A 15,152-nucleotide genomic window follows, 5' to 3' on the forward strand; every position below is an offset into this window, starting at 1 on the left:
GCGGCCGATAATCGCGCCCGTGCCCGTCGCCGAGGGCATTGCGGAGTCCCGGACGTTGATCGCCCTGTCCAGATTGTTCTCGACGTCCATGCTGCTGACCGCATTGCGCGTCGGAGCGGCCGGTGTCGGATTTCTCACGCAGATCGTGCTGGCGCGGCTGCTCAATGCGGACGAACTCGGCATCTTTTATTTCGTGAGCTCGGTGGCGATGATCGCGCCGCTGGTCCTTTGCCACGGCTATCCGAGCCTCCTGACGCGCTTCGTCTCGCGCTACACCGAGCGCGGAAAGCCGGAATATGTCAGCGCCTTCCTGCGGTTAACCCAAAAGGAAGGAATCAAATGGGGCGTGCTCGGCGCGCTCGTTCTGGCCACAGTCGGCTGGTTCGCGCCGGGTATCGAGGACCGGTTCCGCGCCGCATTCCTGTTCGGCTCGCTGACCATCATCCCGATGTGCCTCTACCGGATCTATGGCGGCATTGCCGGCGCCTACCGGATGTTCGTCGGCAGCTATCTGCCGAGCCTCGTGGTGCTGCCAACGGTCTTCTCGGGCGTGCTCTTCACGGTCTATCTCGCCGGCGGTTCGGCATCGCTGACCATGGTGTCGGCGCTCCAGTTCGCCTCCTGGGCCTGCGTCGCCGCCGTTTCCCTCTACATCGTCCGCGAAATCTACCGGGGCCCGGCGGAGCCGGTCTACGACCGCCGCGTCCAGCGCCGCTGGGCGCGGGAAGCCTGGCCGGTCGTCGTCGTCGCGATCTTCACGAGCATGCTGACCGACCTCGCGGTCATTCTCGCGACACCCTTCATGACCCTGCCCGACGTCGCGGCCTTTGGCCTTTGCCTGAAGGTCGCGTTTCTGGTCGGCTTCTTCGTGCAGGTCTCGCACCAGGTGCTGCTGCCCGACATGGGTGATGCGGTCGCCCGGCGCGAGAGCGGCTCGATCGGCGTCAAGATCCTCGGTGCGAGTCTCGCCCCGCTGGCGCTGACGGTCGGCGGCTTCCTGCTCAGCGTTTTCTTCGGCGAGTATATGCTCGGCCTGTTCGGCGACGAGTTCCGCGGCGCGAAATACACGCTCGCGATCCTGATGTTCGCCCAGTTCGTGCGCGCCGTCGCCGGACCCGGGCCGCTGCTGCTCACCGTCAAGGGAGCGCAGGGGACGAACGCCATGATCTGCGCGGTTTCCGCACTTGTCCTCATTGCCGGGAACGCGATCATGGCACCGCGATGGGGAGCGGAAGGCGCCGCCCTGGCTCTGCTGCTGACGACGGTCTTCTGGCTCGTCGCGACGGCGTTCGCGCTTTACCGTATGGACGGCGTGCGCGCGGATCTCGCGAGCTTCCTCGTCCGGCGGACCTCGGTGTCGCCCGCCGAATAAGTCAGAGATTCATCAGCGCCGGATCGCCGCCTTGTGCCGCGATGTTGATGCTCGTCACACGCTCGACCGCATAGCGCAGCAGGGCATTCGGACCGCCCGCCTTCGGGCCCGTACCGGAAAGTCCCTCGCCACCGAACGGCTGGACGCCGACGACGGCGCCGATGATCGAGCGGTTGACGTAGACATTGCCGGCCGGAACGAGACGGGCGACCTCATCGGCGAAGCCGTCGATCCGGGAATGGACGCCGAGCGTCAGTCCGTAGCGGAGCGAGGCGAGGGCGCTCGCGACCTCTTCGAGCTTCTCAGGCTCGTAGCGGACGACGTGGAGGATCGGCCCGAAAACTTCGCGCTGAAGGAAATCGGGAGCGGGAATTTCGGCGAGGATGGGTCCGAAGAAAGTCCCGTCTTCCGGCGCTTCCAGCCGGTGAAGGATGGTGGCTTCGTTTTCAAGCCGCTCGGCATGTCTCTCGAGCGCATCACGGGCTTCAGTGTCGATGACTGGCCCGATATCGGTCGAGGGATTGGCTGGATCGCCGATAACCAGCGCGTCCATCGCTCCCTTGATGCCGGTTATCAGCATGTCGGCGGTGTCGTTCGGCAGGAATAGCAGGCGAAGAGCCGAGCAGCGCTGTCCCGCCGAACCGAACGCCGACAGCACGACGTCGTCGATCACCTGTTCGCGCAGCGCGGTGGTATCGACGAACATGCCGTTGAGGCCGCCGGTCTCGGCGATGAAGGGGACGATCGGCCCGTTCCGCGCGGCAAGCGAGCGATTGATCGCCCAGGCCGTCTCGGTGCCTCCGGTGAAGGCCACGCCGTCGATCTCCGGATGATTGACCAGCGTGCTGCCGACGGTCGCGCCATCGCCCGGGATCAGCGACAGAAGGTCCGGATCGAGCCCGGCACGATGAAAGAGCAAGACGGCCGCATGGGCGATCAGCGGCGTCTGCTCGGCCGGCTTGGCCAGGACCGCATTGCCGGCGGCAAGCGCGGCGGCGATCTGGCCGGTGAAGATCGCGAGCGGAAAATTCCACGGGCTGATGCAGGCGAAGACACCTCGGCCGTGAAGGGAGAGCAGGTTCCGTTCTCCGGCCGGACCCGTCAGGACTTCCGGGCCGGAGAACTGCTTTTCGGCGAGATGCGCGTAGTAGCGGCAGAAGTCGGCCGCCTCGCGGACTTCGGAAATGCCGTCGGCGAGGGTCTTGCCGCCCTCGCGGGACAGGATTGCGATCAGGCGGCCGCGATCGGCTTCCAGCGCATCCGCCATGGCGCGGAGAACCTTGGCACGCGCCGCTCCGCCCGCCGCATCCCATGCCCGCTGCGCCTTGCGGGAGCGAGCGACGGCCGCATCGATATCTTTCGGCGTTGCGTCGCTCGTCCGGCCTACGACGCGGCTGTGGTCCGCAGGCGACCTCACTTCCTTCTGGTTACGCTTCTTGGCGTCCGTGCCGCCAAGCGGCTTGGCATGCAGCGGATTTCGATCGAGTTTGCCGATCGCCAGGGCGAGATCGTCGCGCTCGGAGCGAACGGTCAGGTCGATGCCGGCGGAGTTCTTTCGTGCCGAACCATAGAGGCCGGGAGGCGGCGGCGGGATCTTCGGATGCCGGTCAGGTTGCTCGCGAACGGTCGGAACGGGGTCGGAAATGATCGCGTCGACCGGCACTTCCTCGTCGAGGAATGCGTGGACGAAGCTGGTGTTCGCGCCGTTCTCCAGAAGCCTGCGGACCAGATAGGGCAGCAGCTCCTCATGGCTGCCGACAGGTGCGTAAGTACGTACAGATACCTTCTTGTTCCGCTTCTTCGCGGCAGCGTAGAGGCTTTGGCCCATTCCGTGCAGGCGCTGGAATTCGCAGGCGACGCCAGCCCGCTCGGCCATTTCGCGCACCGTCGCCAGAGTGTGCGCGTTGTGCGTCGCGAATTGCGGGAAGATGTGCGGCGCGGCGTCTATCATCCGCTGCGCGCAGACCAGATAGGACAGATCGGTCGCGGCCTTGGTGGTGAAGACGGGATAGTCCAGCCGCCCGGCGATCTGCGCGCGCTTCACTTCGGTGTCCCAATAGGCGCCCTTGACCAGACGGACCATCAGCCGCCGGCCGGTCTGGCGAGCGAGTTCGCCAACGCGCTCGATCACCTCCGGTGCGCGCTTCTGGTAGGACTGGACGGCGAGGCCGAGGCCTTTCCAGGCTCCGAGGCCGCCTTCGCGAACCAGCCGTTCGAGCAGCTTCAGCGACAGAGCGAGCCGGTCGGCTTCCTCGGCGTCGATGGTGAGATTGATGTCGTAACGCTTGGCTTCGAGCGCGAGGCGTTTCATGCGCGGATAGAGCGTCTCCCATACGCGGGCTTCCTGCACTGCCTCGTAGCGGGGAGATAGTGCGGACAGTTTCACCGAGACGCCGTGCTCCGTCTCCGGTCCGGTCTTGCCCGCAGCCTTGCCGACCTCGCCGATGGCGTGGGCATAGGCCTTTTCATAGCGGTCGGCGTCCGCCTCGGTGCGCGCGCCCTCGCCGAGCATGTCGAACGAGCAGAGAAGATTCTCGCGATCGGCGCGGCGCAGCGCTGCGGCGATATCGCGACCGAGCACGAATTGCTCGCTCATCATTGCGATCGCCCGGCCGATAGCGGTGCGGATAACCGGCTCGCCGAGACGTCCGACCATGCGGCGCATGAAGCCGCCGATGTCCTTCTTGGCGTCGCCGACGTCGATCAGCCGCCCGGTCAGCATCAAGCCCCAGGTCGAGGCGTTGACGAACAGGCTGTCGGACTGGCCGCGATGACTTGCCCAGTCGGCGGAGGCGATCTTCTCCGCGATCAGTCGGTCGCGGGTGTCGTCGTCGGGAGTTCGCAGCAGCGCTTCGGCGAGGCACATCAGAACGAGTCCCTCGCGGGTACCCAGGCTGAACTCCTGCATGAAGCTTTCGACTAGCCCCTGATGGCCGGCGGCACGGGCGGTGCGGACCAGCCAGGCGGCCTCGGTCATCGCCTTGTCGCGCTGCTCGGTGGAAAGAGAAATCTCGTTCAGGAGGCTGCGGACGGCCTCTGCCTCGTCGCGGTATTTGCCGCGATCGAGATCATCCCACGCAATCGACTTGTCCGACATGACCCGCAGATTAGCGCCGTCCGGCGGCGGTGAAAGGGCTACAAAAGAAAAAGCGCCCCGGAAAACCGGGGCGCCTGTTCATAAGCCTGAGGCGCGGTTACGCGGCGGCCTGGTTTTCGATGATCGCGGTGGGCTTGGAGCCCGAGCCGATCTGGATCGTGCGGGGCTTCTTGGCCTCCGGCACCTCGCGGACGAGATCGATATGGAGCAGGCCGTTCTCGAGGCTCGCGCCCTTTACCTGCACATAGTCGGCAAGCTGGAAGCGGCGCTCGAAAGCGCGGGCCGCGATGCCTTGGTGAAGCACTTCGCCCTTCTGTTCGGAGGGCTGCTTGTCGCCCTTCACCGAGAGGGCGTTTTCCTTGACTTCGATATTGAGGTCGCTCTCGGCGAAGCCGGCGACGGCGACCGTAATGCGGTACTCGTTCTCACCCGTGCGCTCGATGTTGTAGGGCGGATAGCCGGGCGCGGTTGCAGCCTCGGGTCCCGCAAGCTGATCGAGCAGGGTAAACAGCCGGTCGAAGCCGACGGTCGAACGGTAGAGCGGGGTCGGATCGAAAGTACGCATGTCACATCCTCCTTGAAGCGATGCAAATTCGGCTCGCCAACGGCCGAGCCTGTTTCAAACGCACACCCCATATGGGCCTGTGCCCCCTCGATGTGGTAAGGCCATTTTCGTGTTCAAGACCTCCCGATGACCCTCAAACTCATTTCGATCCCCGAGAATCCTGTTCCGGAGGGCGGCGAGCCGTTCATGCTCGTGACGTCGGACGGCGTCGAGCTGCGCGCGGCGCGGTTTCCCGCGCGCAAGGGCGTGCCCTTCAAGGGAACCGTCTGTCTGTTCCAGGGCAGGGCGGAATTCATCGAGAAATATTACGAGACGATCGAGGACCTGAACGAACGCGGCTTCTGCGTCGCGACGCTCGACTGGCGCGGGCAGGGCGGATCGCAGCGGAGGCTGAAGAATCCCCGTCGCGGCCATGTCCGTCACTTCGATGACTTCCAGCTCGATATGGATGTCTTCATGCAGGATTTCGCGCTGCCCGAATGTCCGCCGCCATTCTTCGCGCTGGCGCATTCGATGGGTGGCGCGGTCATTCTGGAGGCAGCGCGGCGGCGTTCGACCTGGTTCGACCGGATCGTGCTCTCGGCGCCGATGATCTCGCTGCCGGGCTTCGCCGCCGATCCCCTTGCGCGGCGGGTCGCGGTTCTATTCACCGCGCTCGGCCTGTCCGGCCTGTTCGTGCCGGGCGGCAATGAGGGCAACCTCTATCACGGCGAGTTCGCGCGCAATCCGCTGACGAGCGACGAGAAGAGGTTCAAACGCACCGGGGCGGTCGCGGAGGCCGCGCCGCATCTATGCCTGGGCTCGCCGACGATCGGCTGGCTGCGGGCCGCCCACCGGGGAATGACTTTGTTCGAGGATCCGGAAAAGATCTCCGAGATCAGGACGCCGACTCTGTTCATCGCCGCCGGCGACGAGAAGGTCGTGTCCAACAATGCGATCGAGGTTCTGGCATCGCAGATGCGTACGGCGGAAGTGGTGACGCTGCCGAACGCACGTCATGAACTCCTGATGGAGCGCGACGGCATTCGCGACGCGTTCTTCGCCGCCTTCGACGCCTTTATTCCAGGGACGCCGACTTTCCCGGACTAAGCCTTGTTGAGGATTTCCATCGCCGCCGCGTGGACGCGCTTGTCGCCCGCAGCGATCACGCGGCCGCCGTTCGAGGCCGGCCCGCCGTTCCAGTCGGTGACCACACCTCCGGCGCCTTCGATGATCGGAATGAGAGCGACGATGTCGTAGGGCTTGAGATCGGTTTCGACGACGAGATCGATCTGACCTGCCGCCAGCATGCAGTATGCGTAACAGTCGCCACCGTAGCGGGTCGTGCGGGTCACCGCTTCGAGGCGCTCGAACGCCGTGAGGTCGTCACCCGTGAATATCCGGGGCGAGGTTGCCGACATGATCGCCTGTTCGATCGTCGCGCAGGGACGGGTGCGAAGGCGCCGGTCGCCGAGCGGGCCCCGATAACGCGCCGAGCCGCCATCGCCGAAGAAGCGCTCCTTGGTGAAGGGCTGGCTCATCATGCCGTAGACGGGAGCGCCGCTTTTCAGGAGCCCGATCAGCGTTCCCCAGGTCGGCAGGCCAGTGATGAAGCCGCGCGTCCCGTCGATCGGGTCGAGCACCCAGACATATTCCGCGCCGTCACCCTCGCTGCCGAATTCCTCGCCAATCACGCCGTGGTTCGGAAAAGTGACCTTGATCAGCTGCCGCATCGCGGCTTCGCCGGCATGGTCCGCCGCTGTGACGGGATCAAAGCCTCGCCCGGCCTTGTTCTCCACGCCGATTGAGGTGCGGAAGAACGGCATCACGGCCTCGCCGGCGACATTGGCAAGGCGCTCGACGAAGGCTTCGAAATCGACGGCTGTCATGGGGAGAGGGCTTACTCGGCGGCGGCGCGCCTGACCAGCATTTCCGCGCCCGCGAAGGCTATCAATTGCTCGACGAAGATCGCGAGTTGCTCCGAAAGCACGGAGAAGCCGGCAGTCTTCTCATGGCGCTTCTCGTCCATGTAGAGGCCGCGGTTGATCTCGACCTGCAATGTATGAGCCCCCGCGGCCGGGGCGCCGTAATGTTCGGTGATATAGCCGCCGGCATAAGGCCGATTGCGGGCGACCGAGAACCCGAGGCCGCGGAGGCAGACCTCGGCCATATCAAGGACGGCCGAGGCGCAACTCGTGCCGTAGCGATCGCCGAGCACGATGTCGGCGCGGTTGCGCTCCTCCTTGGAAGCGCCGAGCGACGGCATCGAATGGCAATCGACGAGAATGACGGAGCCGAACCGCGCATGCGTGCGTGCCAACAGGCGGCCAAGCATCTGGTGGTAGGGCTTGTAGAGGGTCTCGATTCGCTGGATCGCCTCTTCGACAGGCAGGCGCCGGTCGTAGATTTCCTGGGCATCGCCGACGATGCGCGCGATCGTGCCGAGGCCTCCGGCAACGCGGAGCGAGCGGGTATTGGCGTTCGGCGGCAGGCGGCCTTCGAACATCCGCGGGTCCAGCTCGTAGGGTTCGCGATTGACGTCGAGGAAGGCGCGCGGGAAGTGCGCCCGCATCAGCGGTGCGCCGGAATTCACAGCCGACAGAAAGAGTTCGTCGACGAAGGCGTCTTCGGAGCGCCGCAGGCTCAAAGGGTCGAGCCGCGTGCTGGCGAGAAAGCTCGCCGGGTAGCGGGCGCCTGAATGCGGCGAGTTGAAGATGACCGGCGCGACGGTACGGCCGGGTTCCACGATCTCAAAGGCCGGTTCGGAGAGCGTATCGATCAGAAGCGGCATTTCGCCCTTGGTTTGAGATCGCAGCGGACAATTCGGACATCGTGCCAAGCCCTGCGGCGACTGTCCACGTTTTCAGCGCAAACGTGATGTTTACCCCTCCGGTCGCTTATGTGAAAAACGTGCTCGCGGAGCTTCTGGACGACTGATGGACATGAACAAGATCATCCTGGCTGAAGACGACAACGATATGCGGCGCTTTCTCGCCAAGGCGCTGGAAAATGCCGGGTATGAGGTCGTGTCCTTCGACAACGGTCTCTCGGCCTATAACCGCCTTCGCGAGGAGCCTTTCGAGCTCCTCCTCACCGACATCGTAATGCCCGAGATGGACGGAATCGAGCTGGCGCGCCGCGCCGCCGAACTCGACCCGGACATCAAGATCATGTTCATCACCGGCTTCGCGGCCGTTGCGCTGAACCCGGATTCGAATACGCCGAAGGAAGCCAAAGTGCTTTCGAAGCCGTTCCACCTTCGCGACCTTGTCAACGAGGTCCAGAAGATGCTGGCGGCCTGATCAGCGCTTGCGGTCCCCGAGCGGAGTCGGTATACGAGCCGCCTCCGCGCAGGAAAATGGGCGATTAGCTCAGCGGGAGAGCACTTCGTTGACATCGAAGGGGTCACTGGTTCAATCCCAGTATCGCCCACCATTTTCCGCCCATATTCTCAAACACTTGCGGCTCCTGACGCGCCACCCTTCATGGAACGAAGGGGGCCGTGGGTGCAAAGAATATCCCGCCGGCGATATCATGCGGCGACAGAAGAAGTTTTGCCGAGCGTTAAGGTCGGTCGGGCATTCTGGGGATCGGCATCATTGCCGCTCCGGAACTGAATTTGAAAAAGCTCGGCTCGATTCTCGATGGTGAGAACAATTCCTTCAATCTGCTCCGCCTGTTGGCAGCGCTTCTGGTGGTGATCTCCCATTCTTTCGAGATCCCTGTCGGGCCCGACGCAATTCAACCGCTCGACGGTCCCACGCCGTTCAATCTTGGCGCCCACGCAGTCAACGCGTTCTTCATCATATCGGGCCTGACGCTATCGAATAGCATCACGAAGAATCCGGACCTGATCCGATTCGTGACCGCGCGCTGCCTCAGGATTTTCCCCGGCCTGATCGCATTCGGGTTCGTCTTCGCGTTCGTCCTGGGGCCGGCGGTCACGACCGCTCCGCTGCAAGAATATTTCTCCGACGCCCGCGCCTATCTCTATCCGTTCGCCATCCTGCTCGACTTCGGCGATGCAACGCCACCTCTCGGCGTCTTCGAGCAAAACCCTGTCGCGGGGATGGTGAACGATCCGCTCTGGACCATCCGCTATGAACTCGCCGCCTATTTCGGTTTTGCCCTGCTTGTCGTGACGGGACTTTTCAAAAGCAGAATCGGACTGGTGCTGAGCTGCGCCGCGGTCATCGCCTATTTCGGGCTCTTCGAGGTCCGTCCCGGGCTGGGAGGCGAGGTTCACGGCTTCGCCAGCATCGCCCGCTTCGGTTTCTGCTTCATGCTGGGCGTGGTCGCCTTCTCGCTTCGCGACAGAATCGTCCTTTCGTCCGCGGCGCTCCTTGCCGCTGGGTTCGTTCTCTGGCTGCTCAGCGGCACTCCGCTCGCGCGAGCGGGGTACCTCTTGTTCACGGGCTACTTCGTATTCGTCATCGGCTCGCTTTCATTCGGAGCCCTGAGCCGATGGACGCGTAGAACCGACATCTCCTACGGAACCTATCTTTATGGCTGGCCGATCCAACAGACGCTGATTTTCGCGATGCCGGGTATCGGCATCGGGCCTCTGATGATCGCGACGCTGGCACTGGCGCCATTTGCCGGTTTGCTTTCATGGGTTCTGGTCGAGAAGCGGGCGCTGTCTTTGAAGCGCCGCTCGGTGCAGTCATCCCATGAGCTCGCACGATCGAAGGATCGCGGCGGCCTGTCGAAGGCAAGGACTCGCGACGGCTTCGTTTGACGAGGAACGCGTGCGAGCGCCGGCGAAGCAGACGGCGTTCTCGCATCGACCAAGCCGGATTTAGCGACAGCAGGCGAAATTGAGGTATCATCATTTCCGGGAAATGATCATGGAAAGCACCATGACGCGTGGAAGTCACATCGTGTCGTCGGACAACATCCGTGCCGCCTTCTCGGCTGCCATGTCGGCGATGTATCGCACCGAAGTGCCGGCCTACGGAGAGCTGATTTCGCTGGTCGCCGACGTCAATGCCAGGACGCTGGCCGCCAGCCTCGACGAAACCGACACGCTCGACCGCATCTCCGAGGAACGCCACGGCGCCATCCGTCTCGGCACCGAAGCCGAGCTTGCCATGATGCGGCGGGTGTTCGCGGTGATGGGAATGTTTCCGGTCGGCTATTACGACCTCAGCGAAGCCGGTGTCCCGGTCCATTCGACCGCGTTTCGGCCGGTTGACGACGCCGCGCTGAAGATAAGCCCCTTCCGGGTCTTCACCTCGCTGCTCCGCCTCGACTTGATCGAGGATGCCGGCCTGCGCGACGAAGCGGAGGAGATACTGGCGGCAAGGCGGATTTTTTCCCCGGCCGCTGTGGCACTGGTCGAGAAAGCGGAGTTTGAGGGCGGTCTGGCCGAGCCGGACGTCGCCAGCTTCATCTCCGAAATCCTGAAGACTTTCCGCTGGAATGAACAGGCGAGCATCAGCCACGAACGTTACAGCCGATTTCACCGCGTCCACCCTCTGATTGCCGACGTGGTGTCATTCAAGGGACCACACATCAACCACCTGACGCCCCGCACGCTCGACATCGATGCCGTGCAGGGACTGATGCCCGCGCGGGGCATCACGCCGAAGGCGGTGATCGAAGGACCGCCGTCGCGGAACTGTCCTATCCTCTTGCGCCAGACCTCGTTCAAGGCGCTCGAAGAGCCTGTCTATTTCCCGGATGGCGACGGCACGCTGCGTCCGGGCTCCCACACCGCCCGCTTCGGCGAGGTCGAACAACGCGGTGTGGCTCTCACGCCGAAAGGGCGCGCCCTCTATGATCGACTGCTGAACGAGGCGCGCGCCAACATCCGACCTGCCGCCGACGGCTCCAACGCGGATGACTATTACCTCGCCTTGGAAACCGCCTTTCAGGCATTCCCGGACGACTGGGACGACATCCGGCGTCGCGGCCTCGGCTATTTCACCTATCGCCTGGGCCGTGTGATCGACGGCGGAGCGCACGACAAGCCCGATCTGGAAACGCTCATCGAAACCGGCGCGATTCTCTTCGACCCGATCGTCTACGAGGATTTCCTCCCGGTCAGCGCCGCGGGTATTTTTCAGTCGAACCTGGGCGACGCGGCCGCGCAGAGTCTGGCAGCCAGTCCCAACCAGAAGCGCTTCGAACAGGCCCTCGGCGCCGCCGTTCTCGACGAATTCAAGCACTATGCTGATATCGAGAAGGCTTCGATCGCGCATTGCATGGCGGCATTGAACGCAGAGGTCGTGCGCTGAATATGCCGCCCGACAAGCAGAAGGCGGCATCATGACACTACCGAATGAGACGGCGGGGCTTCTGGCCGAACTGGGCGTTGCGAAGGACGCACTGTCGGGCGGCGACCTCATCGTCCGCAGCCCGGTGACCGGCGAGCAGATCGCCGCGCTAAAGACGATCTCGCCCGTCGACGCGACGAAGACGATCGACGACGCCCATGAAGCCTTCCTCGCGTGGCGGCTGGTGCCGGCGCCCAAACGCGGCGAGCTGGTGCGGCTGCTCGGGGAAGAACTGCGCGCGCACAAGGCCGAGCTTGGCCGGCTGGTTTCGATCGAGGTCGGTAAAATCCCGTCCGAAGGCCTCGGCGAAGTGCAGGAGATGATCGACATCTGCGATTTCGCCGTCGGCCTCTCCCGCCAACTCTACGGCCTCACCATCGCCACCGAGCGTCCTGGCCATCGCATGATGGAAACATGGCACCCGCTGGGCGTCGTCGGCGTCATCTCGGCCTTCAATTTCCCGGTGGCGGTGTGGTCGTGGAACGCGGCCCTTGCGCTGGTCTGCGGCGATGCCGTGGTCTGGAAGCCGTCGGAAAAGGCACCGCTGACGGCACTCGCCTGCGAAGCGATTTTCAAGCGCGCGGCAGAGCGTTTCGGCGATGCCCCCGAAGGACTGGCGCCGGTGCTGATCGGCGATCGCGCCCTCGGCGAGATCCTCGTAGACCATCCGAAGGTGCCGCTGGTTTCGGCCACGGGCTCGACCCGCATGGGTCGCGATGTCGGTCCGAGACTGGCCAAACGCTTTGCCCGCGCGGTGCTGGAGCTTGGCGGTAACAATGCCGGCATCGTCTGCCCTACCGCCGATCTCGACATGGCACTTCGGGCCATCGCCTTCGGCGCCATGGGTACGGCCGGCCAGCGCTGCACGACGCTCAGGCGGCTGTTCGTCCATGACAGTGTCTACGATGCGTTGGTTCCGCGCTTGAAGAAGGCCTATGAGAGCGTTTCGATTGGGAATCCGCTGGAAACCACGGCGCCTGTCGGGCCGCTGATCGACAAGGCCGCTTACGACGCCATGCAGGAGGCTCTCAAGGATGCGGCTTCGCAGGGCGGCAAAGTGACTGGCGGCACGCGGGTCGAGAACGGCCACCCCGATGCCTATTATGTGCGTCCGGCCCTGGTCGAGATGCCTAGGCAGGTTTCGCCGGTGACGAAGGAGACCTTCGCCCCGATCCTCTATGTGATGAAGTATTCGGACTTCGATACCGTGCTCGACGAGCACAACGCGGTGGCTGCGGGGCTTTCGTCATCGATCTTCACCCGAGATCTGCAGGAATCCGAGCGCTTTCTGGGTGTCGACGGCTCGGACTGCGGCATCGCCAACGTCAACATCGGCACGTCGGGGGCCGAGATCGGTGGCGCCTTCGGTGGCGAGAAGGAGACGGGTGGTGGCCGTGAATCCGGCTCCGACGCCTGGAAGGCCTATATGCGCCGCGCCACCAACACGGTGAACTATTCCAAGGCGCTACCGCTTGCCCAAGGCGTTTCCTTCGACATTGATTGAGCGGGTTCTACGACCGTCACTCGCCCGCCGGAGTATATCGCGGCCAGTGGCATCTACGCGCCGTTGGGCTGGTGCCGAAATCAGTGTCCCATGCAGCTGTTTTCCGCTTCGGCGAACGTGGCCGGTTTATCCGCGTGCTTTGGCGGCCGCACACGATCGACCGCGCCATTCGTGCGGGCGCGCAGATAGATGTAGATGTCGTCGAGGTAGCACATCGCGTTGGGGTTGGTGCCGAACGACGGCATGACGCTTTCCTGGCCGGATCCGACGTTGACGCGGCCATTCACGGCCACGTTCTGAAAATCGGCGTACGGCATCGTTTTCATCGATTGAACGAGGCCTGGAGCATAGGTCGAGCCTTCTCCCGCGGGTCCATGGCACACATGGCATTCGGAGTGGTGCCGGCGGAATCCGGAATAGGTGTACCAATCGGTCTCCCCCTTATTCCCGATCTTGAATGTCGGATTGCCCTGTGCGTCGAAGAATTTGCCATCCTGTTCGGTGACCGCGGCGGGATCGCCCGAGCCGTCGGCGCCGAGCGCCGTACCGGTCAGGGTCAGAAGCGCGATGCTCCCCAACACTTGAGAAAACGGTTGATTTTCAATGGAATGCCCTCGCGGCGCGTAATGCCTGTGACGGCGGCGGGAGTTCGCAGGCTGAGCGTATGGCAGCGATGTTGACGCGATAGTCGTCGACGCCGCCTTTGAACACCGCCGAACCCGCCACCAGTACGTCGGCCCCTGCCGCGACGCACAGAGCGCCGGTTTCCGGATTCACGCCGCCGTCGATCTCGAGATGGATCGGCCGGTCGCCGATCATGGTGCGCAGGCGCTCGACCTTCGGGAGAACGTCGCGGATGAAGGCCTGGCCACCGAATCCGGGATTGACCGTCATCGGCAGGATCAGATCGACCTTGTCGAGCACATAGGCTACGGCGCTCTCCGGCGTCGCCGGATTGAGCGCTATTCCCGCTTTCTTGCCGAGCGAACGGATGACCTGAAGGCAGCGATCGAGATGATCGGTCGCCTCAACCTGCACGGTGATGATGTCCGCCCCCGCGTTGGCGAAGGCTTCGAGATAGGGTTCCACCGGCGAGATCATCAGATGCACGTCGAACACCCGGTCGGTGTGGGGGCGCAGCGCCCTGATGACGTCCGGCCCGAAAGTGATGTTAGGCACGAAATGGCCGTCCATGACGTCGAGGATGGATCCAGTCCGCGCCCGCGCCCCCTACGTCGCGGACCTCCTCGCCGAGGCGGGAGAAGTCGGAGGCCAGCATGGAAGGGGCGATGATCAAAGGAGAGGTCATCCGTTCGGCTCCTTTTGCTGCGGCGGATAGCTGTCGATGCCGCCCGAAAAGACGCGGCTGGCAAGGATGTCGTCTGCCTCGATAGTCTCCAGGTCATCGGCCGTCACCGGCCGCTCGCTGTTGAACAAACGGTTCGCCTGCCTGAGGCGTGCGCGATCGAGCGCATTGCGGATCGAGCGGCCGTTGGCGAAGTGCGGCTGCGCCTTGCGCAATTCGATGTATCGCTCAAAGGCGTCGGCGGCCGTTTCGCTCAGTCGATAGTTCATCCCCGCGAGGATGCGTTCGCCGATCTGACTGAGTTCTTCCGCCGAATAATCCGGGAAATCGATGTGGTGAGCCACCCGGGAGCGAAAGCCGGGATTTGCCTGAAAGAAGCGTTCCATACGCTCGCCATAGCCGGCCAGGATGACGACGAGGTCGTCGCGCTGGTTCTCCATCACCTGCAGCAGGATTTCGATGGCCTCCTGCCCGTAATCACGCTCGTTCTCGGGGCGATAGAGATAATAGGCCTCGTCGATGAACAGCACGCCGCCCATCGCCTTCTTGAGGACCTCCTTCGTTTTGGGCGCGGTGTGGCCGATATACTGGCCGACGAGATCGTCGCGGGTCACGGTGACGAGGTGGCCCTTTCGCACATACCCCAGCCTGTGCAGGATTTCCGCCATGCGCAGTGCGACCGTCGTCTTGCCGGTGCCCGGATTGCCGGTGAAGCTCATATGCAGCGTGGGGCTGACGGCCGAGAGGCCGAAGCGAGCACGGGCGCGGTCGACGAGCAGCAGCGCGGCGATCTCCTTTAGTCTTTTCTTGACCGGCGCCAGACCGACCAGATCGCGTTCGAGCTCATCGAAGACATCGGCAACGCCGGAATTCGCGAACTCAGCGCGAAAATCGATCGCATCATCGGCCCTCTTCAGATCATCGGTCATGGCATCCATGATGAGGCTCACTGTCGGTGCGGGCGCAGCACCCGCTGAAGGAAAAGTCGGTCCGGGCCCCAGCCTTCCCGGACCGACAAGTTTGCGACCTGGGAGAGTGGCCGCAGGAGTTC

General features: G+C 63.8%; 12 protein-coding genes, 1 tRNA gene and 1 pseudogene. 7 read left to right on the top strand and 7 right to left on the bottom strand.

Annotation, left to right across the window (positions count from 1 at the left end):
• Window positions 1-55 precede the first annotated feature (55 nt).
• Window positions 56-1,372: an oligosaccharide flippase family protein gene (locus tag ACFPFW_RS02545; protein ID WP_162799697.1), complete on the top strand. Its 1,317-nt coding sequence runs from the start codon at window positions 56-58 to the stop codon at window positions 1,370-1,372.
• 1 nt (window position 1,373) lies between these two features.
• On the opposite strand, the gene putA is transcribed toward ACFPFW_RS02545, so the two are convergent.
• Window positions 1,374-4,469, bottom strand: coding sequence for a bifunctional proline dehydrogenase/L-glutamate gamma-semialdehyde dehydrogenase PutA (putA, locus tag ACFPFW_RS02550; protein WP_114957312.1), 3,096 nt, complete (start codon window positions 4,467-4,469; stop codon window positions 1,374-1,376).
• A gap of 97 nt (window positions 4,470-4,566) precedes the next feature.
• Window positions 4,567-5,034: an Hsp20 family protein gene (locus ACFPFW_RS02555; protein ID WP_114957313.1), complete on the bottom strand. Its 468-nt coding sequence runs from the start codon at window positions 5,032-5,034 to the stop codon at window positions 4,567-4,569.
• Between the two features lie 126 nt (window positions 5,035-5,160).
• Here ACFPFW_RS02555 and ACFPFW_RS02560 point away from each other — a divergent pair, with 126 nt between their 5' ends.
• Window positions 5,161-6,123 (top strand): alpha/beta fold hydrolase, encoded by a 963-nt coding sequence (locus tag ACFPFW_RS02560; RefSeq protein ID WP_114957314.1) that lies wholly within the window; start codon window positions 5,161-5,163, stop codon window positions 6,121-6,123.
• On the opposite strand, the gene hisN is transcribed toward ACFPFW_RS02560, so the two are convergent.
• Window positions 6,120-6,902 carry a histidinol-phosphatase gene (gene hisN, locus ACFPFW_RS02565; protein ID WP_114957315.1) on the bottom strand — a complete coding sequence of 261 codons (783 nt, stop codon included), beginning with the start codon at window positions 6,900-6,902 and terminating at the stop codon, window positions 6,120-6,122. The genes ACFPFW_RS02560 and hisN overlap by 4 nt on opposite strands.
• Window positions 6,903-6,913: 11 nt before the next feature.
• Window positions 6,914-7,804, bottom strand: a complete 891-nt coding sequence (locus ACFPFW_RS02570; protein ID WP_114957316.1) for an N-formylglutamate amidohydrolase — start codon at window positions 7,802-7,804, stop codon at window positions 6,914-6,916.
• A 151-nt stretch (window positions 7,805-7,955) separates the two neighbouring features.
• On the opposite strand from ACFPFW_RS02570, the gene cpdR reads away from it, so the two are divergent.
• The 5 genes from cpdR to amaB all read left to right on the top strand — a co-directional run bounded on the left by cpdR (window position 7,956) and on the right by amaB (window position 12,795).
• Entirely contained in the window at window positions 7,956-8,315 is a 360-nt protein-coding gene (gene cpdR / locus ACFPFW_RS02575) for a cell cycle two-component system response regulator CpdR (protein ID WP_114957405.1), read from the top strand.
• Window positions 8,316-8,373: 58 nt separating this feature from the next.
• Window positions 8,374-8,448 (top strand) — tRNA-Val (locus tag ACFPFW_RS02580).
• 184 nt (window positions 8,449-8,632) lie between these two features.
• Window positions 8,633-9,751 carry an acyltransferase family protein gene (locus ACFPFW_RS02585; RefSeq protein ID WP_162799698.1) on the top strand — a complete coding sequence of 373 codons (1,119 nt, stop codon included), beginning with the start codon at window positions 8,633-8,635 and terminating at the stop codon, window positions 9,749-9,751.
• A gap of 109 nt (window positions 9,752-9,860) precedes the next feature.
• Window positions 9,861-11,252, top strand: coding sequence for a 2-oxoadipate dioxygenase/decarboxylase HglS (gene hglS / locus ACFPFW_RS02590; protein WP_379769297.1), 1,392 nt, complete (start codon window positions 9,861-9,863; stop codon window positions 11,250-11,252).
• A 31-nt stretch (window positions 11,253-11,283) separates the two neighbouring features.
• Window positions 11,284-12,795 (top strand): L-piperidine-6-carboxylate dehydrogenase, encoded by a 1,512-nt coding sequence (gene amaB / locus ACFPFW_RS02595; protein WP_114957318.1) that lies wholly within the window; start codon window positions 11,284-11,286, stop codon window positions 12,793-12,795.
• Between the two features lie 80 nt (window positions 12,796-12,875).
• Here the strand turns inward: amaB and ACFPFW_RS02600 are convergent, their stop codons facing one another.
• The 3 genes and pseudogenes from ACFPFW_RS02600 to cbbX form a co-directional block, all read right to left on the bottom strand.
• Window positions 12,876-13,376, bottom strand: coding sequence for a c-type cytochrome, methanol metabolism-related (locus ACFPFW_RS02600; protein WP_379769301.1), 501 nt, complete (start codon window positions 13,374-13,376; stop codon window positions 12,876-12,878).
• A 19-nt stretch (window positions 13,377-13,395) separates the two neighbouring features.
• Window positions 13,396-14,104, bottom strand: a pseudogene (rpe, locus tag ACFPFW_RS02605) (ribulose-phosphate 3-epimerase).
• Window positions 14,101-15,039 (bottom strand): CbbX protein, encoded by a 939-nt coding sequence (cbbX, locus tag ACFPFW_RS02610; protein ID WP_114957319.1) that lies wholly within the window; start codon window positions 15,037-15,039, stop codon window positions 14,101-14,103. Before cbbX ends, rpe begins: the two are co-directional and overlap by 4 nt.
• Window positions 15,040-15,152 lie beyond the last annotated feature (113 nt).

The organism is Flaviflagellibacter deserti (assembly GCF_042652085.1).
Lineage (GTDB): Bacteria > Pseudomonadota > Alphaproteobacteria > Rhizobiales > Methylopilaceae > Flaviflagellibacter > Flaviflagellibacter deserti.

Excerpts from the sequence above, each read along its gene's own strand:
- ACFPFW_RS02570 (WP_114957316.1), bottom strand. The coding sequence starts at position 7,804 with ATGCCGCTTCTGATCGATACGCTCTCCGAACCGGCCTTTGAGATCGTG.
- ACFPFW_RS02560 (WP_114957314.1), top strand. The coding sequence starts at position 5,161 with ATGACCCTCAAACTCATTTCGATCCCCGAGAATCCTGTTCCGGAGGGC.
- hisN (WP_114957315.1), bottom strand. The coding sequence starts at position 6,902 with ATGACAGCCGTCGATTTCGAAGCCTTCGTCGAGCGCCTTGCCAATGTC.
- hglS (WP_379769297.1), top strand. The coding sequence starts at position 9,861 with ATGGAAAGCACCATGACGCGTGGAAGTCACATCGTGTCGTCGGACAAC.
- cpdR (WP_114957405.1), top strand. The coding sequence starts at position 7,956 with ATGAACAAGATCATCCTGGCTGAAGACGACAACGATATGCGGCGCTTT.
- putA (WP_114957312.1), bottom strand. The coding sequence starts at position 4,469 with ATGTCGGACAAGTCGATTGCGTGGGATGATCTCGATCGCGGCAAATAC.
- cbbX (WP_114957319.1), bottom strand. The coding sequence starts at position 15,039 with ATGGATGCCATGACCGATGATCTGAAGAGGGCCGATGATGCGATCGAT.
- amaB (WP_114957318.1), top strand. The coding sequence starts at position 11,284 with ATGACACTACCGAATGAGACGGCGGGGCTTCTGGCCGAACTGGGCGTT.
- ACFPFW_RS02555 (WP_114957313.1), bottom strand. The coding sequence starts at position 5,034 with ATGCGTACTTTCGATCCGACCCCGCTCTACCGTTCGACCGTCGGCTTC.